The following is an 18,975-nucleotide window of genomic DNA, read 5'->3' on the forward strand; positions in this document are numbered from 1 at the left end:
GGGCTCTCAGGATATCAAACAACGCCCCCGACATGCCCGAACGGCTTGACCTAGCGGTAACTTTGGTCCCTATGTCATTGGTACGGCGGGCAGTCGGCGCGCTGATTCACCGAGCCTACGGGGCGATCCGGCGCGCGGGCGCGATCACTCCTGCCGTTCCGGCCGGCTACCGATTCGGCCGGATCGGCGACGGGGTCAGCATCGCCTTCCCCCCGGGCGCGATCTTCGGCGAGCGGTGGATCGAGATCGGCGACCACACGCTGGTCGGCGAGCGCGTGTCCCTGTCCTGCGGCATGGGCCCCGGGCTGGACCTGGGGCCGGAGTCCATCCTGCGCATCGGCGGCGGCTGCTCGATCGGCCGCGGCTCGCACATCGTGGCCCACCAGTCGATCGACATCGGCGACGACGTCTTCACCGGCCCGTACGTGTACATCACCGACCAGAACCACGTCTACGACGACCCCGACGTGCCGATCGGCCGGCAGTGGCCACGTAACAGCCCGGTATCGATCGGCTCCGGCTCGTGGATCGGGGCGGGCGCGATCATCCTCCCGGGCACGAGGCTGGGCCGCCAGTGCGTGGTGGCGGGCGGGGCGGTGGTCCGCGGCGAGTTCCCTGACCACAGCGTGGTCGCCGGCGTGCCGGCCAAGGTGGTCCGCGGCTACACCTCGGAGCTCGGCTGGCACGCTCCCGGCGGCCTCCTGAAGCACCCGGCCCGCCCCGGGGGATGGACCGAACAAGCTTCTGCCGGTTAGCGTCGAATCATGCGGACCCCCATCTGTGAGCGCCTGGGCATCGAGTTCCCGTTGTTCGCCTTCAGCCACTGCCGCGACGTCGTGGCCGCCGTCACGAACGCGGGCGGTTTCGGGGTCCTGGGTGCGATCGCGTACTCGCCGGAGCAGCTCGACACCGAGCTGACCTGGATCGACGGGCAGGTGGGCGGCCGGCCGTACGGCGTGGACGTGCTCGTGCCCGGCAAGGTCGACGCCTCCGCGCTCGACCGGCAGGCGCACCTCATGGACTTCGTCCCCGACCGGCACCGCGACTTCGTCACCCACCTGCTGTCCAAGTACGGCGTGAGCGCCCCCATGCAGCCGCTGACGGCGGCGGCGGACGAGTTCGGCAGGCGGGTCACGGCGGCCGGGGCGACGGGGCTGATCGACGTGGCGCTCAAGCACCCGATCGGGCTCATCGCCAGCGCCCTGGGGCCGCCTCCGCCCGAGATGGTCGCCAGGGCCAGGGAGGCGGGGGTGCCGGTGGCCGCGCTGGTCGGCACGGTCGAGCACGCCCGCAGGCAGGTGGCGGCGGGCGCGGACCTCATCGTGGCCCAGGGCACCGAGGCGGGCGGGCACACCGGCGACATCTCCACGATGGTGCTGGTCCCGCAGGTCGTGGACGCGGTCGCCCCGGTCCCCGTGCTGGCCGCGGGCGGGATCGCGTCCGGGCGGCAGATGGCGGCGGCCATGGCGCTCGGGGCCGAGGGGGTCTGGTGCGGCTCGGTCTGGCTGACCACGGAGGAGGCGGAGACGTCGCCCGCGGTCAAGCGCAAGTTCCTGGCCGCCTCGTCGCTGGACACGGTCAGGTCCAGGTCCCGTACGGGCAAGCCGGCCCGCCAGCTCAAGTCCGCCTGGACGGAGGAGTGGGACTCCGGCCAGGAGAGCCCCGGGCCGCTCGGCATGCCGCTGCAGCTGCTGGTGGCCGAGGGCGCGATGGCCCGCATCGGGGCGGCGGCGGAGAAGGGCGAGCCGGGGGCGGTGGAGCTGGTCAACTACTTCGTCGGCCAGGTCGTGGGCCAGCTCGACCAGGTGAGACCGGCCCGCGAGGTGGTCTACGACATGATCAGCGAGTTCGGGGAGGCGGTGGAGCGGCTGCGGCTCCTGACCGGCTCCGACTAGCCGCGTAGACGTACAGGTACGGGTGCCGCGGCCGGACCTCGCCGCCCGCCGCGGCCCTGGCCAGCGCGAGCGCGCCGTCGGCGGAGGTGCCGACGGGCGGCGTGAACCGGGCTTGCGGCAGCAGGTCGCGCACGGTGGCCTGGAACGGCTCCATCAGCAGGTCCGCGGCGTCGAAGATCCGGCCGCCCCAGGAGAAGACCGGGTCGAGCCCCGACGCGGCGGCGACGGCGGTCTGGCCGAGCTGCCGCCCCGCCTCGGTCCAGATCCCGCGCGCCACAGGGTCTCCCGCGCGGGCCGCGTCGGCCACGGACGGCGCGAACGACGCCAGGTGGTGCGCCGGCGAGCCCGACTCGTAGACGAGCGCCACCAGGTCCAGGGGGTGGCCGAAGCGGGCCGTCAGGTGTTCGAGCAGGGCGGGCGAGCCGCCGGCCCGGCCGTCGTGGGCGCGCAGGGCGGCCTGGAGGCCCTGCGCGCCGATCCAGGCGCCCCCGCCGTGGTCGCCGAGCAGGTGGCCCCATCCGTCGGACTGGTTCCAGACGCGGTCGAGGTCGGTGCCGAGCGTGATGACGCCGGTCCCGGCGGCGACCACCACTCCGGGCCGGAACCCGAGCGCGCCCACGTGCGTGGTCACCATGTCCCCCGCGACCACGAGCGTGCCGAGCCCGAACCGCTCCCCCAGCGCCCGCCACAACGCCTCCGGCTCCCTGACCAGCCCCGGCAGCCCGGTCACGCCGACGGCCATCCCGTCCAGCCGCCCGGGGACGCGCGCCGCGTCCCCGATGACCGACGCGATCCGGAGGGCGAGCCGGTCGAGGTCCACCCGGCCCTCGGTACGGGGCACGGGCGCCGAGTCCTCGCCGTACGCGATCTCCCCGCCGCTCTCGATCCGTGTCCTGATGCCTCCGCCGCCGACGTCCACGCCCGCGAAGCCGCTCATCCGGCGTGCCCGCCCAGTGCGGCCACGGCCGCGCGGACGCCCGGATGCGCGGCGAGCGATTCCCGCGCCTGGCCGGGTGTGCAGCCCGTGAGCAGCCGTACGAGCGCCTCCGGGATCCGCCCGTCCGCCTCCGCCAGCGCGGCGGCGCAGGCCGCGGCGTCCTCCCCGGTCGCCTCCACGAGCAGGTTCACCGCCCGCTGCTCCAGCTTGGCGTTGGTGGCGACCAGGCCGACCATGAGGTTCGAGTACGTACGCCCCGACTTGATCATGAGCGCCGTCGAGAACGCGTTGAGCAGCACCTTGGTCGCCGTGCCCGCCTTGAGCCGGGTGGACCCGGTGAGCGCCTCGGGCCCGGTGTCCGCGACGACGAGGATCTCGGCCAGGTCGCGCAGCGGCGCGGCCGGGTTGCAGGTGATCAGCACGGTGAGCGCGCCCGCCGCCCGGGCCGCGCGCAGCGCCCCGGCCACGTACGGGGTGGCCCCGGACGCCGTGATCCCGATCGCCAGGTCGTTCTCGGCGAGCGCCCCGGCGTCGGCGGCTCCGAGCTCCTCGGCGTCCTCCCGGTCCACGGACGAGTCGGTGAGCGCGCCAGGACCGCCGGCGAAGTGCGCCGTGAACAGGCCACGCGCCACCCCGAACGTCGGCGTGATCTCGGTGGCGTCCAGCACCGCCAGCCGCCCCGACGCGCCGGCGCCGAAGTAGTGCACGCGTCCACCCCGGCCCAGCCGGAGATACGCCTCGTCCACCGCCCGGGAGAGCGCCGTGGCGGCGGCGCGGGCGGCCGCGACCGCCGTGGCGTCCTCGTCCAGCAGCAACCGCAGGACGTCTGCTGACTCCAGCGTGTCGATGTCGGCGGTGCGCGGGTTGCGGCTTTCGGTCGGTGGTGCCACCGGGGGCATCGTGCTCCTCATCGATCGTGTTCGAACGGGCCGGTCTGGCCCGCGTAGGCGGTGAACAGCCGGCGTGACTCCGTGGCGAGGTCGCCCTGGTCCGGCGGCACCGGCCCCGGGCCCTCCCGCAGGAAGAGCTCGGCGCGTTCGCGGAGCCGTTCCCGCAGCTCCGTCTCGGCGCCGGGGTCGCCGGCGAGCGCGCGTCCGAGACCCCGCGCCCACAGCTCCCAGCGGTCGCGGTAGTAGCCGCCGACCAGTCCCGCCCAGTGCCGGGCCGCGTAGTCGTCCAGCAGCGGGCTGTCCGAGGTGCCCCACACCGTGAGGATGCGGCGGGCGTTGTCCCGCAGGACCGCGCGGTCGTCCGGATCGGCGGCCCACGACACCGCCTTGGCCTCCCAGTGCCGGAAGGTGTACTCGGGGCGGCAGGCCAGCATCCGGTCGAGGTCCTCGAAGACCCGGAGGAACCGGTCGACCTGCGCCGGGCCGCCCGCCGAGTCCAGGACGTCGAGGCAGAGGCGGTCGGCGACCCTGGCCATGTACGCGATGCCGGTCTCCACGAGGTCGTGCCCGAGCGGTCCCGCGGCCAGGCCGGGGTCACGCTCGGCCACCTCGATCATCCGCTCCCAGGCCGCGGCTAGGACCTCCGGCCGGTACCACAGGAAAGCGGCGACGTCGGCGCGGAGCTCGGCCGGGTCGCGCTCGTACGAGGGCGCCGCGGTGATGACGCCTTCGAACGCCTGGGGGAGGATCGGCAGGCCCCGGGTGTCGTAGACGGTCTCCAGGAGCCCGTGCCAGGCCGCCCGCAGCTCTGCCTTCCACCGGGTGCCGTAGCGCCCGGTCACGAAGGCGTCGAGCCAGGCGTCGAGGTCGGGGACCTCGTTCCAGATCTGGTCGGCGACGAGCTCGAAGAAGACCGGGTTGTTGCGGGTGGCCTCCATGGACAGGCCGAGGCCGGCGGGCGGGCTCGGCGCCGCCAGGGCCGCGTCGATCCCGGCGGGCACGCCGCGCAGGCCGGCGCCCGGGTCGGTGCGGCCGCCGAAGTTCAGCAGCGCGCACCAGAGCCAGGGCTTCCCGGAGAACCCCTGGAAGCGGCCCCACAGCGGGTCGTGCTCCGCCCACAGGTCCGCGACGAGCATCCGGCCGTCCGGGATCGCGTCGAGGAAGGCGTTGACGCGGTCCTCGGCCCAGAACTCCCGCTGGTAGGAGAACGGCCAGGCCTGCATGAGCCAGACCGCGTCCGGGTCGGCGGCCTGGAGGCCGGCCAGCGTCGCCGCCGCCACGGCCCCGGGGAAGGCCGGGTCGGCGTCGATGGGGACCATCTCGATGAACGGGTCGGCGGCGTACAGGTGATCGGTCCCGAAGAGCTTGATCTGCGCGCGGGCGATCTCGGCGCCGATCCGCTCGTACAGCGGGTCGGCCGGGTCGAGGACCCAGGTCTCGAACCCCTGCCAGAGGCGGCGACCGGCCCGGGCCGTCGACGCGAGCTCGGGCGGGACGTGTCCCGTGAAGGCCGGCAGCACGGGGGTCATGCCGAAGGCGCGCTCGCGGTCGAGGATGCGCGCGCCGAGCTCGCGATGGCTCTCGATCCAGGACGACGAGAGCGGGCCCGCGAAGCTGTCCAGGCAGCCCATGAACTGGAACGGCAGGTAGCCCGGCCCGCCCAGGAAGCCGCGGATCCGCCGGTCGTCGAGACCGAGCGCGGAGTAGGCGGCGTGCAGCGCGGCCTCGTGACCGGTGACGGCCAGCGGCATGGTGATGCCGTGCAGGGCCATCCAGTCGATCTCGCGTTCCCAGTCGGCCCAGTCCCAGTAGGGCATCGTGTAGCTGAAGGTGCAGAAGTTGAAGTAGTAGCCCTCCCGCACCCGCGCCGCGCCCTGTCGCGGCGGGGCGTCGGGCAGCGACGTCAGCCCCAGGGGCAGCACCGTGTCCCAGCCCACGGACGTGCCGCAGCGTTCCCGGAGATAGTGGTGGAGCGCGACCGAGGCGCTCACCCCGTCCGTCGCGGCGATGGCGAGCACGCCGCCCGCCGCCTCGTAGGCGTATTCGCGCCCGTCGCCGTCGCGGGCGGCGAACCGTACCGACTCGGCCACGGGCCCCAGCACGCGGCGGGCCAGACCGCGGACGGTTTCCGCCCAGGGCGGGCCCTCACCGGACAACACTGCAGGTCACACCCCTCGACGAATTAGTTCCGTACGGTCCATAATTAATATGCTAGCGTACCGGCAACCGATCGCAGGGAGAGAGAGCATGGAGCAGGTCGTCGCCGCCGGCACGCAGTTCATGCGCGAGGTCAACGCCGCCGCCGTCCTGCGCAAGCTGCGGGCCGCGCCGCCGAAGGAGGCCAGCATGAGCGTGTCCGTGCTGGCCAAGTCGGTGGGGCTCTCCCGCCAGGCGGTCACCCGCTCGCTCAACGCGCTGGTCGCCGAAGGGCTCGTCGAGTTCGGTCCCCTTGACCGCGACTCCACCCGGGCGGGGCGGCCGGCGCAGCTCGTACGGTTCCGGGCGGAGGCCGGCCACGTGCTGGGCCTGTCGATCAGCCCGCAGGACGTGCGCGTGGCGCTGGCGGACCTGGCCGGCACGGTCACGGCCTCCGACGCGCAGCAGCTCGGCGCCGGATCCGGCGGCGAGCAGGTGGTGGAGACGCTCCTGGCCACGGTGGAGCGGACGCTGCGCGCGACGGGCGTCACGACCGGCGACCTCTGGTTCGCCTCGGTGGGCACCCCCGGCATCGTCGACCCGGCGGCCGGGGTCATCAAGCTCATCCCGAGCATGCCCGGCCTGGCCGGCGACCTCCTCGTACGCCGCCTGACGGAGGCGCTCGGCTGCCCCGTCTACCTGGACAACGACGTCAAGCTGGCCACGCAGGGCGAGCGGTGGCGGGACGCGGAGCGGCGCGAGGACTCCCTGGTGATGATCCACTGGGGCGAGCGGGTCGGCGCCGGTATCGTGCTGAACGGCGAGCTCTACCGCGGCGCCTCCAATGACGCCGGCGACGTCGGCTTCCTCGACCTGTTCACCGAGGGCCCCTCGACACCCCGCCATCCGCAGGGCCATCCGCAGGGGCTGGGCCCGTTCGAGGACCGGGTCGGCGGCGCGGAGATCGTGCGCCAGGCCACGGCCGCGGCCGGACGCGCCGCCGACGGCGCTCTCCTGGCCCGGATCGAGGCCGCGGGAGAGCACGCGCTCGAGGCCGTGCTGGACGCCGTCGCCGACGGCGAGCCGGCGGCGCTGGAGGCGATCGACGTGGTGGCCCGCCGCTTCGCCAAGGGGATCACCGTGATCCGGGCGATCCTCAACCCGCGGCTCGTCGTCATCGGCGGGCCGCTGGCCAGATGCGGCGAGCCGCTGCTCGCGGCGCTCCGGCGGCACCTTTCCGGCGAGCCGCTGGACCAGCCGGCGCTGGAGGTCTCGGCGCTCCAGGAGGACGCCGTCGTCCACGGGGCGCTGCTGCACTCGCTGGACGAGATCGAACGGACCAGATTCGGCCTGGTGAGACCAGGCTCCGCCGGATGAGAGCCGGATGAGAACCGGCCGCCATGAGGGCCGTTGAGGACACGACGCCACCCACCCGATTGAGGAGAGAGGTCACACGCATGACGAGACCAGCCCGGCGCGCGGCGGTCGCGGCGCTCAGCGTCACGACGGCGTTCGCGCTGACGGCCTGTGCGGGCACCAGCAGTTCGGGGGGTAATACGGCGACGAAGGTCAACGTATCGACCACCGTTCCGAACGACCCGGTGACCCTGACCCTGGCCTACACCAACGACCCGCCCACCAAGGCGCTCATCGACGGCTTCACCAAGAAGCACCCCAACGTCACCGTCAAGCCCCAGATGACGCCGTTCAACGACTACATCAAGTCCATCAAACTGGCGATGTCGTCCGACTCGGCGCCGGACATCGCCCAGTACAACCCGGGCGCGATGAACTCCCTGGTCCCGGCCGGTCTCATCCTCGACCTGAGCCCGTGGTCCAAGGCGTACGGCTGGACCACCAAGTTCCCGCCGGCCAGCCTCGAGGTCCTCAGCTCCGACAAGTCGGCCAAGCAGTTCGGGACGGGCAACCTGTACGCCGTGCCCGGCGGGCTGTCGGTGCTCGGCGTCTTCTACAACAAGAAGATCGTGAAGGAGGCGCCGAAGACGCTGGCCGACTTCGAGGCCGCGATGCAGAAGGCCAAGGACGCCGGCCAGACCCCGCTGAGCAACGGCGCGCTCCAGGTCGGCGGGTTCCACCTGTGGAACGCGCTGCTCAACGTGACCGGCGACGTCAACGACTACCGGTCGTGGGTGTACGGCAAGCCGGGCGCGACGATCGAGAGCCCGGCCGCGACGAAGGCCACCCAGACGCTGACCGACTGGGCGAAGAAGGGATACATCTCCGCCGGGGCCAGCGCCACGGGCGACGCCGACGCGCTGGCGAGCTTCGCCAAGGGCGGCAGCGCGTTCCTGATCACCGGCAACTGGGCGGCCTCCACCCTGGAGACCGAGATGAAGGACGACGTGGGCTTCTTCCTCATGCCCACGGCCTCGGGCGAGCCCGCTAAGGTCGCCTCGGGCGCCAGCGTCGCGTACGCCATCTCGTCGAAGTCGAAGAACCCGAACGTCGCCGCGGCGTTCCTCGACTACCTCAGCTCGCCGGAGGCGGCGAAGATCGAGTTCGACGGCGGGTTCATGCCGGTCGACACCAAGGCCGAGCTGGGCGCGACGGGGCTGCGCGGCGACATCGCAGGCGTCTTCGCGCCGGTGGCGCAGGGCAACGGGATCGTCCCGTTCCCGGACTTCGCCTCCCCCGGCATGATCGACAAGCTGACTCCCGGCATCCAGGGCCTGATCAGCGACAAGATGGCCCCCGACGCCTTCCTGAAGTCCCTGCAGGAGTCGTGGGACGCCCATCATGGCTCGTGAGCTGAGCCCGGCCGTCTCCCCGCCGCGGGCCGCTCCGGCCCGCCGCGGGGGTCGGGCGGCCGCCGGGGACACCCGGCCCCCGCGACGGCTGGGGCGACGGGCGCGCGGCTGGCTGTACGTGCTGCCCGCGCTCGCGGTGTACCTGGGCTTCGCCATCTGGCCCGCGCTGAACACGCTCCGCCTGTCGCTCCTGACCTGGGACGGCATCCTGCCGCCGGTCTGGGCGGGCTTCTCCAACTACGTCAAGATTTTTCGTGATTCAGCGCTGTACGAGGCCATCCTGCACAGCCTCGCGCTGATCGTCTTCTTCTCGGTCATCCCCATCGGCGTCGGGCTGCTCATGACGGCGCTCCTGATGGGCAAGGTGCGCCGGGGCATGACGTTCTTCCGGATCGTCTTCTTCCTCCCCCAGGTGCTGCCGCTCGTCGCCGTCGGCATCACCTGGCGCTGGCTCTACGGCGAGTCCGGCGTGGTCAACCAGTTCCTCGACCTGGTGGGGCTGGGGTCGATCACCCGCGCCTGGCTGGGCGACTACGGCCTGGCGCTGATCGCGCTCGGCCTCATCGGCACGTGGGTGATGAGCGGATTGTGCATGATGCTCTTCCTGGCCGGCGCGCAGAAGATCGACCCGTCCCTGTACGAGGCGGCCAAGCTCGACGGCGCTGGGGCGCTGCGGCAGTTCCGGCACGTCACCGTGCCCGGGGTGCGCAGGGAGATCACGGTCGCCGGCGTCATCACCACGATCGCCGCGCTGGCCAGCTTCGACCTCGTCTTCGTCACCACGAACGGCGGCCCGGCGGGGCAGACCAACGTGCCCGGCCTGCTCGTCTACCGGCTGGCCTTCAACGAGGGCGACATCGGCGGCGCCAGCGCGCTCGCGGTCGTGCTGACCGTGATCGTGGTCGCCGTCGTCAGCGCCGTCCGATACTTCACCAGGGATGATCAGAGTTGAGAACGCTCGGCGGAGTCAGTGTCCGGTACGGAGTGCTCGTCCTGCTGGCGGTGATGGTGCTGGTGCCCTTCGCCGGCATCGTCCTGGCCGCCCTGCACCCCTCGGGCGCGCAGCTCGACGGGCTGAGCATCCCGGACAGGTGGTCGTGGGAGACCTTCGCGCTCGCCTGGGAGCGGGGCAACTTCACCAACCTCATGCGTTCGAGCGTGCTGATCGCGGTCGTCGTGGTGCCGCTCGCGGTGGCGATGGCCACGCTCGCCGGGTACGGGCTGGCGGTCCTCAAGGTGTGGGGGCACCGGACGTTGTCGTTCGGGTTCGTGATGGGGCTCACGCTGCCGATCGAGGTCATCGTGGTGGCGCTCTACTTCAACCTGCGCGAGGTCGGCCTCACCAACTCCTACGTCGGCGTCATCCTGGCCGAGGCGGCGCTGTTCATGCCCTTCGGGGTGTACTGGATGCAGACGCACTTCTCGAACGTGCCCGAGGAGCTCGTCGAGGCGGCGCGCATCGACGGCGCCCGCGACCTCGTGGTGCTGGCGCGCGTGCTGCTGCCCATCTCGTGGCCCGCGGTCACCACGCTGTCGGTTCTCTACTTCATGTGGTCGTGGAACCAGTTCATGCTGGTGCTGGTCATGATGCAGGACCCGGACCGGCGCACCGCGCCGAGCGGGCTGGGGCTCTTCGTCGGCCAGTACACGACGGACATCCCGTTGCTGGCGGCGGCCTGCCTGATCGTCATCGCCCCGATCGTCGTCGTGTACCTCGTCTTCCAGCGCAGCTTCGTCAACGGCATCACCCAGGGTGCCATCAAGGGCTGACCCCCTTCGGCCGCCGGCCGGCTGGGGTCCCTTGGCGAAGCGCGAGGCGAAGGACATGTGCGAGGACCGTACGCCATCCCCGAAAGGACCCCGGCCCCGATGGTGGGCAAGTGGCCCACATTTGGCATTCACGCCGAAACCCATGTCAAGATGCGCGTGTGGTCGGGACACCGCCGGAGCTGGAGCGTGGCACGGGAGTCCCCGCGCACGTGCAGATCGAGCGGTGGCTGCTCGAGTCGATCTCCAGCGGCGAGATGGAGCCGGGCGACCGGCTGCCCGGCGAGCGGGAGCTGGCCGGGCGGCTGGGCGTGAGCAGGATGACGCTCAGGCAGGCGCTGGCCACCCTGGAGCGCGACGGCGTGCTGATCAGGGTGCCCGGCAGGTCGGGCGGCGCGTTCGTGGCCGAGCCGCGCATCGAGTGCGACCTGACCGGGCTGGCCGGGTTCACCGAGCAGATGCGGCGGGCCCACCTGCGGGCCGAGGCGCGGGTCCTGGCGGCGGTGACCGTGCCCGCCCCACGGTCGGTGGCCGCGGCGCTGGAGGTGGAGGAGGGCTCGCCGGTGCACGAGGTGGCCAGGGTGCGCTCGGCCGGGCTGTCGCCGGTGGCGCTGGAGCGCTCCTGGTTCCCGCCCCTGCCCGGCTTCCTCGACCAGGACCTCACCGGCTCCCTCTACGCCCTGCTGGCCGCCCGCTACGACCTGGAGCCGCGTACGGCGGTCGAGCACCTGGCCCCGGTGATCGCCCGCCCGGCGGAGGCCGCCGAGCTGGGCATCGCCCCCGGCGCGCCGCTCATGCTCATCGAGCGCACCGCCTACGCGGTCGACGGCACGCCGGTGGAGTTCGCCCGGGACCTGTTCCGCCCCGACCGGGTCCGGATCTCGGTACGCAGCGGCGTCACGGAACCAGGGGGGTCCTGACCACGACGCCCGGCACCCAGGCACCCTCGACCTCGATCTCGACCTGGGCCCCCGGGCCGACCGGCAGGTAGGCGTAGGCGATCGACTCCTTCGCGGTGTAGCCGTACCCGCCCGAGGTGACCCGGGCCACGACCTGCCCGTCCAGCCGTACGGGCTCGTTGCCGAGCGCGACGGCTCTCGGGTCGCGCAGCGTCACGCACCGCAGCCGCCGCTCGGGCGCCGGGTCCAGGGCGTCCTTGCCGAGGAAGTCCTTGTCCGTCTTGACGCAGAACCCCAGCCCCGCCTCGTACGGCGTCGTCTCGGGCCCGATGTCCGCGCCCCACACCCGGTACCCCTTCTCCAGCCGCAGGCTGTCGATGGCCCGGTAGCCGCCGGCCACCAGCCCGTACGGCCCCCCCGCCCGCCACAGCTCCTGCCACAGCCCCAGCCCGTACTCGGTGGAGCAGTACAGCTCCCAGCCCATCTCCCCCACGAACGTGACCCGCAGCGCCAGCACCGGCACGTCCCCCACGGTGATCTCCCGCGACGACATGAACGGGAAGTCCATCGGGTCCGGCGTGAGCCCCGCGATGATCTCGGGGGCGCGCGGGCCCCACAGGGCGAAGCACGCGTACTGGCCGGTGACGTCGGCGATCCTGGCCGTCGCGCCGGTGCGCGCGGCCTGCTTGCGCAGCCAGCCCAGGTCGTGCGAGCCGAACGCGGTGCCGGTGACGATCAGGAACTCCTGCTCGCCCCGCCTGGTCACGGTGAAGTCGCACTCGATGCCGCCGCGCCGGTTGAGCGCCTGGGTGTAGGTGACGGCGCCGACCTCGCGGGCGACCCGGTTGTCGCACACCCATTCCAGCAGGTCCGCCGCGTCCGGGCCGGAGACCTCGATCTTCGCGAACGAGCTCTCGTCGAACAGGCCCGCCGTGGTGCGCGTGGCCCGGTGCTCGACGCCGATCGCGGGCGACCAGAGCCGCCCGGCCCACCCGCCGGGCCGCTCCCCCTCGTCCGTCGCGTTCGCGTCGTAGTAGTTGACCCGTTCCCAGCCGGACTTCTCGCCGAAGGCGGCGCCGTGGGCGGCGTGCCAGCCGTACGCGGGCGAGAGCCGCAGGGGCCGCCCCGCCGAGCGCTCGTGGCCCGGGTAGCGGATGTCGTAATACGTCTCGTAGTTCTCGACGGCCCGCTTGACCGTGTACGACGGCGAGCGGTACTGGCGGCCGAAGCGGCGGATGTCCATGTGCCAGAGGTCCATGCTGGGCTCGCCCTCGACGATCCACTCGGCCATCACCTTGCCGATGCCGCCCGCGCCCGCGATGCCGTGCGCACAGAACCCGGCCGCCACGAAGAACCCGCCGACCTCCGTCTCCCCCAGGCAGAACTCGTTGTCGGGGGTGAACGCCTCGGGGCCGTTGATCAGCTTGCGGATGCCGACGTCGGCCATCGCAGGCACCCGAATCTGAGAATTATCCGAAATTTCCTCAAATCTCGGCCAATCTTCGGACAAGAGGCGGCCGTTGAAGTCCGCGGGGACGGCGTCGAAGGAGTTCGGGCCAGCCGTCCAGGGCGCGCAGGTGCGCTCGTACCCGCCCATGACCAGCCCCTGCACCTCCTGCCGGTAGTAGACGAGCAGGTCGGGGTCGCGCAGCGTGGGCAGCCCCGTGTGGTCGTGGCAGGCGTCGGTCACCACGTACTGGTGCGACATCGGCACGATCGGGATCCGCGCCCCGGCCATGCGGCCGATCTCGGCCGCGAACATGCCGCCGCAGTTGACCACGATCTCGCAGTCGATGTCCCCCTGGTCGGTGCGCACGCCGGTGACGCGGCCGTTCGCCGTCGTGATGCCGAGCACCCTGGTGTGGGTACGGATGACCGCCCCGCCCTCGCGGGCCCGCTGGGCCAGGGCGTAACAGAGCTGCGAGGGGTCGATCTGCCCGTCCGTGGGCAGGTACGCGGCGCCCACGACGCCCTCGGGGTCCATGAGGGGGAACAGCTCGACGGCCTCGGCCACCGAGATCTCCTCCAGCGGCAGCCCGAACGTCCGCGCCCAGCCGATCTGCCGGCGGATCTCCGCCATGCGCTCGGGCGTGGAGGCCAGCTTGATGCCGCCGCACTCCGTCCATCCGGCGTCGAGGGTGCGGTAGAGCTCGACGGAGTACTGGTTCATGCGCGTCAGGGTGGGATCGGCGCGCAGCTGGCCCACCAGTCCCGCCGAGTGGAAGGTGGAGCCGCTGGTGAGCTCGTCCCGCTCCAGCAGGACGACGTCGCGTTCGCCGAGTTGGGTGAGGTGGTAGGCGACGGACGCGCCGCCCACCCCGCCACCGATGATCACGATGCGGGCCGAGTCGCTCATGCTGGCGAGGCTAACCTTCGGACCGGTAAAAGGTCTAGACCGTTTAGCGCCGTCCGTCCTAGCATCGAGCATGGCCGTGCCCGAGGTGCTCGATCGCATTCCTCTGCTGTCCGGCGTGCCGCGCTCCGTCGAGGAGCTGCCCGGAGGGCTGACCAACCACAACTACAAGGTCACGACCCCGGGCGGGTCGTACGTGGCGCGCGTGTGGGCCAGCGACTCCTCGCTGCTGGGGATCGACAGGGACGCCGAGCACGCGTGCTCGCTGGCCGCCGCCGCGGCCGGGGTGGGGGCGCCGGTGCACGCGTACCTGCCCGAGCTGGGGGTGCTGGTGGTGGGGTTCCTGCCGGGGCGGACGTTCACCGAGGCCGACCTCCGCGACCCGGCGAACCTCCCCCGGGTGGCGCAGGCGTGCCGCCGCCTGCACGCGGGGCCGCGGTTCGTACGGGACTTCGACATGTTCGAGATCCAGCGGCACTATCTGGGGATCGTGCGGGAGCGGGGCTACCGGCTTCCCGCGGACTATCTCGGCTTCATGCCCGCCGTCGAAGACATCCGGAAATGTCTGCAAATAAGGGCGGAAGGCACCGTCCCCTGCAACAACGACCTCCTGCCCGGCAACATCCTCGACGACGGGCAACGCCTCTGGCTGATCGACTACGAGTACGCCGGCAACAACGACCCCTGCTTCGAGCTCGGCAACATCTGGAGCGAGTCCGACCTGCCGCTCGGCCACCTGGAGGAGCTCGTCACCGCGTACTACGGCCGCCGCCTGCGCCACAAGATCGCCCGCGCCCGGCTGCTCGGCCTCATGTCCAAGTACGGCTGGACGCTCTGGGCCTCCATCCAGGACGGCGCGAACGAGAGCATCGACTTCGACTTCTGGTCGTGGGGCATGGAGAAGTACGAGCGGGCGGTGGCCGAATTCACCGGATCTGACCTTGCGCACCTCATGGACGAGGCCGCGCGGGCAGACTAGGGGCATGTTCGCCGCACTGACCGGTCTCGGCCTGTCCACGGCCGCCGGGCTGAACGCCTACATCCCGCTCCTCGTCGTGGGCGTCCTGGCCAACTTCACGGACGCCGTGAAGCTCCCCGACGGCTACTCCTGGCTGTCCAACTGGGGCGTGCTCGCGGTGATCGCCGTCCTGCTGGTGGCCGAGTTCGTCCTGGACAAGGTGCCCGCCGTCGACAGCGTCAACGACACCATCCAGACCGTGGTGCGCCCGGCGTCGGGCGGCGTGGTCTTCTCGGCCACGCAGGCGGCGGCCGAGGTGGACCACTCCACCTGGATGGCCGAGCACCCGTGGGCCGGCTGGCTGCTGGGCATCGTGATGGCGCTGGCCGTGCACGCGGTCAAGGCCACCGCCCGGCCCGTGATCAACGCCGGGACGGCCGGGGTGGGCGCCCCGGTGGTGAGCACGGCGGAGGACGCGGGCTCGCTCGGCATGAGCCTGGTCGCCGTCTTCGCCCCCGTGCTGGTGATCGTCGCGCTGCTGGTGATGGCCGTGCTGGCGTGGTGGCTGATCAGGAAGGTACGGCGTATGCGCGCGCGCAGGAGAGCGGCCCGCGGCCTGCCCTGACCCGAGGTTATTCCTGGGCTCGCAGCCACTCCTCCACGAGGTCCACGAATTCGGCCGGGCGCTCCTCGTGCAGCCGGTGACTGGCGCCCTCCCAGCACACGACCCTGGACGCGGGGTCCTTGAGCAGCCCCGACTCCCAGCTCGCCCGTTCCGGATCCGCCCAGATCGACAGCACCGGGCAGCGCCGGCGGGCCAGGTAGTCGTCGCCGGCCGGGCGCACCCCGATGGCGTCCGGGGCCGTGAACATGGCCTCGAACGCCTGGACCAGCACGTGCGGCGGCATGCCGTACAGCCTGCGCTTGTGCCAGCGCCTGATGACGGCGGGCGTGCCGGCGTTCGTGCACCACTCGTCGATCTTCTCGGCGGCGGCGTGCGGGTGCTCGCCGCGCAGGCCGTCGATCATCTTGGGGAAGCGCCTGGCGACCCGGTCGGTCATGCCGTAGCCGGGGTCGACGGCGACGAGCCCGCGTACCAGCTCGGGGTGTTCGACGGCGAGGATGGAGACCACCTGGCCGCCCATCGAGTGCCCGACGGCGACCACCTGCGGGATGCCCCGGCTTTCGAGGAGGGCGCGCAGGTCGCCGGCCATCTCGCGCGGCGTGTTGCCGCTCTCGGGGACGGACGAGTAGCCGTGGCCGCGCAGGTCCACGGCGATCACCCGGTGGTTGGCCGCCAGCGCGTCGATGTGCCAGGACCACTGGTGGGAGTCGGTGCCCCACCCGTGGACGAGCAGCAGCGGGGGCCCGTCGCCGTCCTCCGTGTAGAAGAGCCTGATATTTCCGCCGACATCCGCGTACGGCATCTATTGACCCCCACCCTCCAGTCGGGACAGCAGCGCGCTCTCCCCTGCCGTCCACCCGCCGTCCACGGCCAGCTCAGCGCCCGTCACGTACGAGGCGGCGTCGGACAGCAGGAACGCGATGGCCTCCGCCACCTCCTCCGGCTCGCCCCAGCGCCCGGCGGCGGCCAGCGGGAAGGTCCCGTCCCCCGACACGGCCCCGAGCGGCTGCGTCATCGGGGTGACGATCATTCCGGGGTGTACGGAGTTGACCCGGATGCGGTCCTTGCCGAACTCCAAGGCGGCGATCTTGGTCAGCCCGCGCACGCCCCACTTGGACGCGCCGTAGCCGCCCGTGCCGGGCAGGGCGGTGAGGCCCGCGACGGACGAGAGGTTCACGACGGCGCCGCCGCCGGACTCGCGCATGGCCTTGACCACCGATTTGAGGCCCAGGAAGACGCCGACCAGGTTCACCTGGAGCACGCGTTCGAAGGCCTCCAGCGGTTGCTGCTCGATCGACTGCGTGAGGGCGATGCCCGCGTTGTTCACCAGCCCGTCGAGCCTGCCGTACGCCTCCAGGGCGGCGGCGACCACGTCGGTCCACTGGTCCTGACTTGTCACATCGTGGGGGAGAAATCGGGCACCCAGCTCCTTGGCGGTGGCCGTACCCTCCTCCACCAGCACATCGGTGATCACGACCTGGGCCCCGGCCGCGACGCAGCGCCGCGCGGTGGCCGCCCCCATCCCCCGGGCGCCACCGGTGATGATCACAACCTTGCCGTCGAGCACGTCACCCCGCCCTTCCAGCCGCTCTCCGAGAACTGAAGCACAGCCTCACTGTTCTGATCAAGTGCTTGCTTGGTTTCTCGGCCGCGCCGATCCCGCCCCGGCCGACTATCCTTCAATGCAGAGACCCACAGGAGGTGGCGGAGATCAGCGAGCTGCTTGTCGTCCTACTGGTGATCCTGGCGTTCTTCCTGCTGCTGGGCGGTGTAGGCGTCTTCCTCCTGGTCAAGCTGGGCAAGAAGGCGGCGGTCAAGGCCAAGCAGGCCACGACCCGGCTCAGCACCCACGTCAACGCCATGGGCACGGGCGACGCCGCCGAGGTCGAACGCCTCCGCCTCGACCTGCGCCGCGAGGTCTCCCTCACCCGCCAGGCCGTCGACCACGCCCAGCGCCTGGGCTGGGGCCTCGGCGACCTCCCCCGGCTCATGGCCGACCTCACCGCGCAGGCGGACGTCCACGACGGCCAGCTCGGCATGTACGCCCAGCAGCGCCGCATGTCCCCGTACGTCGACCACGCCACCCTCGACCGGCTCAGGGAGCACCAGGCCAAGCTGACGGCGATGTGCGCCCGCATCCGCGCCGACCTCCTGGGCGACCAGGTGCACCACACGGCCGCCGGCATCGCCGACCTCGGCTCCCGCACCGACCTCGAGATCGAGGCCCGCCGCCACGCCCCCGACCCGCTGGACCAGATCGACGATCTCTACCGCCGCTCGATGGAGGAACGCAAAGACCGCCCCTGACGACTACTCCACGTGGCAAAATGAGCGCGCCGCGTGAAGTGTCGAGGAGGGCGACTGGTGACTGCGGATCTTCCGGAATGGTTCTATCCCGGCCCTCCCGGCGGCTGGACCGCCGACATGCTCGATCACCTTCCCCCTGATGCGCCCCGGCACGTCGAATTGATCGATGGGTCGCTCATCTTCAGGCCGCCGCAGACCGCCTTTCACATGCTGGCACTCCGACAGTTCGAGGGTTACCTCGATCCGCCCGGACATCTTGCAGCGATTCGCGGGATGACGGTGACCTTGGGTCCGCGTCAGCGGCCCGAGCCGGACCTCCTCCTGGTCAACAAGTCAGTGATCTCCACGAAAACCACCACCTTCCAGCCGGGAGATGTACATCTCGTGGCAGAAGTGGCCTCTGACGAATCCATGGAAAGGGATCGGACCACCAAGCCGATCAAATATTCAGGCGCGGGCATCCGGCATTTCTGGCGGATCGAGGAGGAAGACAGGCTGCCCGTTGTTTACACCTTCGAGCTTGAACCGGCGATCAAGGCCTACGTCCCCACCGGCATTCACCGCAAACGACTGCAGACCCACATCGGATTCGACGTCGACATCGATCTCACTTTGGAATCGCCACCGGTTTAGCGGTCAGTCCGCTCACGGCGACCGAAGGCGGCGAACAACCCGCGACCTGCTGATCCGTCCTGCGTGGGCTGCACCGGCGTCGAACCCCCGGCACCACGGCGTCCGCCGCAGATCATCAGGGGCGGCGGCTCAGGCGTCGCCCCACTCCCGGTATATGAACGCCGCGAGCTCCGCCTCCGTGGCGCCGCCGTTGGCCAGGGCCTTGGTGGCCTGGGCCTGGGCTCGGGTGGGGAGCCGGCCCTCGATGAGGATGGGCAGCGACAGCCGCCGCAGCAGCACCTCGGACTCCGAGACCCCGGACGTCCGGCGGGTGACGGCCACGTTCACCCGCAGCCCGTGCTCGTTACCGGGCGGGACGGCGGGGCGGTCGATCTCGATGGCGGAGTAGCGGAAGCCGTTGGCCAGGTCGCAGGCGGCGCATCCGGCCGGGCCCCTGCTGAGCCGATCGCCGCACTCGGGGCAGGTCAGGCGGTCGTAGGCGGCGTCCACCACGCGCCACGGGTGCTTGTCGGGCTCGTCGGTGACCATCTCGGCGATGAGTCGCTCGTCCGGTGGCCGGGTCGTGCCGAACTCCTGTTCCAGGAACGCGCGCCAGCCCTCTTCCACGATCTCGTCGACCAGCCCGGCACACCGGGCGCAGCCGGGGGCTCCGGCGGGCTCCCAATGGTCGCATTCCGGGCAGCGTCGCATGCCCGCACCGTACAAGCCCGGCCGGATCCATCGCACCGCATTTTTGCGGATGATCCACGAGCTCGGCACCGCAGGACCTCGGCTTTCCTCCTGCACCGAACCGTGCGCAGCGCGTCG

General features: G+C 71.7%; 18 protein-coding genes. 11 read left to right on the forward strand and 7 right to left on the reverse strand.

Features of this window, described 5'->3' with window-relative positions; genetic code table 11:
• The first annotated feature begins 71 nt into the window (after window positions 1-71).
• A complete protein-coding gene (locus tag ACWEPL_RS23945) occupies window positions 72-755 on the forward strand; it encodes an acyltransferase (protein ID WP_350726404.1) in 684 nt (227 codons plus the stop codon).
• A 9-nt stretch (window positions 756-764) separates the two neighbouring features.
• Entirely contained in the window at window positions 765-1,895 is a 1,131-nt protein-coding gene (locus ACWEPL_RS23950) for an NAD(P)H-dependent flavin oxidoreductase (RefSeq protein WP_350726402.1), read from the forward strand.
• On the opposite strand, the gene ACWEPL_RS23955 is transcribed toward ACWEPL_RS23950, so the two are convergent.
• The 3 genes from ACWEPL_RS23955 to ACWEPL_RS23965 are packed head-to-tail and all read right to left on the reverse strand — an operon-like array spanning window position 1,840 to window position 5,881.
• On the reverse strand, window positions 1,840-2,832 hold the full coding sequence (locus tag ACWEPL_RS23955) for an N-acetylglucosamine kinase (RefSeq protein ID WP_355191929.1): 993 nt from the start codon (window positions 2,830-2,832) through the stop codon (window positions 1,840-1,842). The genes ACWEPL_RS23950 and ACWEPL_RS23955 overlap by 56 nt on opposite strands.
• Window positions 2,829-3,731, reverse strand: coding sequence for an N-acetylmuramic acid 6-phosphate etherase (locus ACWEPL_RS23960; RefSeq protein WP_452437491.1), 903 nt, complete (start codon window positions 3,729-3,731; stop codon window positions 2,829-2,831). The genes ACWEPL_RS23955 and ACWEPL_RS23960 overlap by 4 nt, the downstream gene beginning before the upstream one ends.
• 8 nt (window positions 3,732-3,739) lie before the next feature.
• Window positions 3,740-5,881: an alpha-N-acetylglucosaminidase TIM-barrel domain-containing protein gene (locus tag ACWEPL_RS23965; RefSeq protein ID WP_452437492.1), complete on the reverse strand. Its 2,142-nt coding sequence runs from the start codon at window positions 5,879-5,881 to the stop codon at window positions 3,740-3,742.
• An 88-nt stretch (window positions 5,882-5,969) separates the two neighbouring features.
• Between ACWEPL_RS23965 and ACWEPL_RS23970 the strand changes: the two genes are divergently transcribed.
• The 5 genes from ACWEPL_RS23970 (at window position 5,970) to ACWEPL_RS23990 (ending at window position 11,313) form a co-directional block, all read left to right on the forward strand.
• Entirely contained in the window at window positions 5,970-7,235 is a 1,266-nt protein-coding gene (locus ACWEPL_RS23970) for an ROK family protein (RefSeq protein WP_452437493.1), read from the forward strand.
• Window positions 7,236-7,315: 80 nt separating this feature from the next.
• Entirely contained in the window at window positions 7,316-8,626 is a 1,311-nt protein-coding gene (locus tag ACWEPL_RS23975; protein ID WP_452437494.1) for an ABC transporter substrate-binding protein, read from the forward strand.
• On the forward strand, window positions 8,616-9,578 hold the full coding sequence (locus tag ACWEPL_RS23980; RefSeq protein WP_452437495.1) for a carbohydrate ABC transporter permease: 963 nt from the start codon (window positions 8,616-8,618) through the stop codon (window positions 9,576-9,578). The genes ACWEPL_RS23975 and ACWEPL_RS23980 overlap by 11 nt, the downstream gene beginning before the upstream one ends.
• Window positions 9,579-9,631: 53 nt before the next feature.
• On the forward strand, window positions 9,632-10,396 hold the full coding sequence (locus tag ACWEPL_RS23985; protein WP_452437508.1) for a carbohydrate ABC transporter permease: 765 nt from the start codon (window positions 9,632-9,634) through the stop codon (window positions 10,394-10,396).
• Between the two features lie 158 nt (window positions 10,397-10,554).
• A complete protein-coding gene (locus ACWEPL_RS23990) occupies window positions 10,555-11,313 on the forward strand; it encodes a GntR family transcriptional regulator (RefSeq protein WP_452437496.1) in 759 nt (252 codons plus the stop codon).
• Here the strand turns inward: ACWEPL_RS23990 and ACWEPL_RS23995 are convergent.
• Window positions 11,291-13,648 (reverse strand): GcvT family protein, encoded by a 2,358-nt coding sequence (locus ACWEPL_RS23995; protein ID WP_452437497.1) that lies wholly within the window; start codon window positions 13,646-13,648, stop codon window positions 11,291-11,293. The genes ACWEPL_RS23990 and ACWEPL_RS23995 overlap by 23 nt on opposite strands.
• Before the next feature lie 70 nt (window positions 13,649-13,718).
• Here ACWEPL_RS23995 and ACWEPL_RS24000 point away from each other — a divergent pair, with 70 nt between their 5' ends.
• Window positions 13,719-14,624 carry a phosphotransferase gene (locus ACWEPL_RS24000; protein WP_350726384.1) on the forward strand — a complete coding sequence of 302 codons (906 nt, stop codon included), beginning with the start codon at window positions 13,719-13,721 and terminating at the stop codon, window positions 14,622-14,624.
• Between the two features lie 4 nt (window positions 14,625-14,628).
• Window positions 14,629-15,228 carry a DUF4126 domain-containing protein gene (locus tag ACWEPL_RS24005; protein ID WP_350726383.1) on the forward strand — a complete coding sequence of 200 codons (600 nt, stop codon included), beginning with the start codon at window positions 14,629-14,631 and terminating at the stop codon, window positions 15,226-15,228.
• Window positions 15,229-15,235: 7 nt separating this feature from the next.
• On the opposite strand, the gene ACWEPL_RS24010 is transcribed toward ACWEPL_RS24005, so the two are convergent.
• Both ACWEPL_RS24010 and ACWEPL_RS24015 read right to left on the reverse strand, forming a co-directional pair.
• The gene (locus tag ACWEPL_RS24010) at window positions 15,236-16,030 is read right to left on the reverse strand and encodes an alpha/beta fold hydrolase (protein WP_363963872.1); all 795 of its coding nucleotides are present in this window, start codon (window positions 16,028-16,030) and stop codon (window positions 15,236-15,238) included.
• A complete protein-coding gene (locus ACWEPL_RS24015; protein ID WP_452437498.1) occupies window positions 16,031-16,795 on the reverse strand; it encodes a glucose 1-dehydrogenase in 765 nt (254 codons plus the stop codon).
• Between the two features lie 134 nt (window positions 16,796-16,929).
• Here ACWEPL_RS24015 and ACWEPL_RS24020 point away from each other — a divergent pair, with 134 nt between their 5' ends.
• Both ACWEPL_RS24020 and ACWEPL_RS24025 read left to right on the forward strand, forming a co-directional pair.
• Window positions 16,930-17,535 carry a hypothetical protein gene (locus ACWEPL_RS24020; protein ID WP_452437499.1) on the forward strand — a complete coding sequence of 202 codons (606 nt, stop codon included), beginning with the start codon at window positions 16,930-16,932 and terminating at the stop codon, window positions 17,533-17,535.
• Between the two features lie 57 nt (window positions 17,536-17,592).
• Entirely contained in the window at window positions 17,593-18,168 is a 576-nt protein-coding gene (locus ACWEPL_RS24025) for a Uma2 family endonuclease (protein WP_452437500.1), read from the forward strand.
• A 129-nt stretch (window positions 18,169-18,297) separates the two neighbouring features.
• On the opposite strand, the gene ACWEPL_RS24030 is transcribed toward ACWEPL_RS24025, so the two are convergent.
• The gene (locus ACWEPL_RS24030; RefSeq protein ID WP_350726375.1) at window positions 18,298-18,858 is read right to left on the reverse strand and encodes a hypothetical protein; all 561 of its coding nucleotides are present in this window, start codon (window positions 18,856-18,858) and stop codon (window positions 18,298-18,300) included.
• Window positions 18,859-18,975 lie beyond the last annotated feature (117 nt).

It is taken from the genome of Nonomuraea sp. NPDC004186, assembly GCF_053603495.1.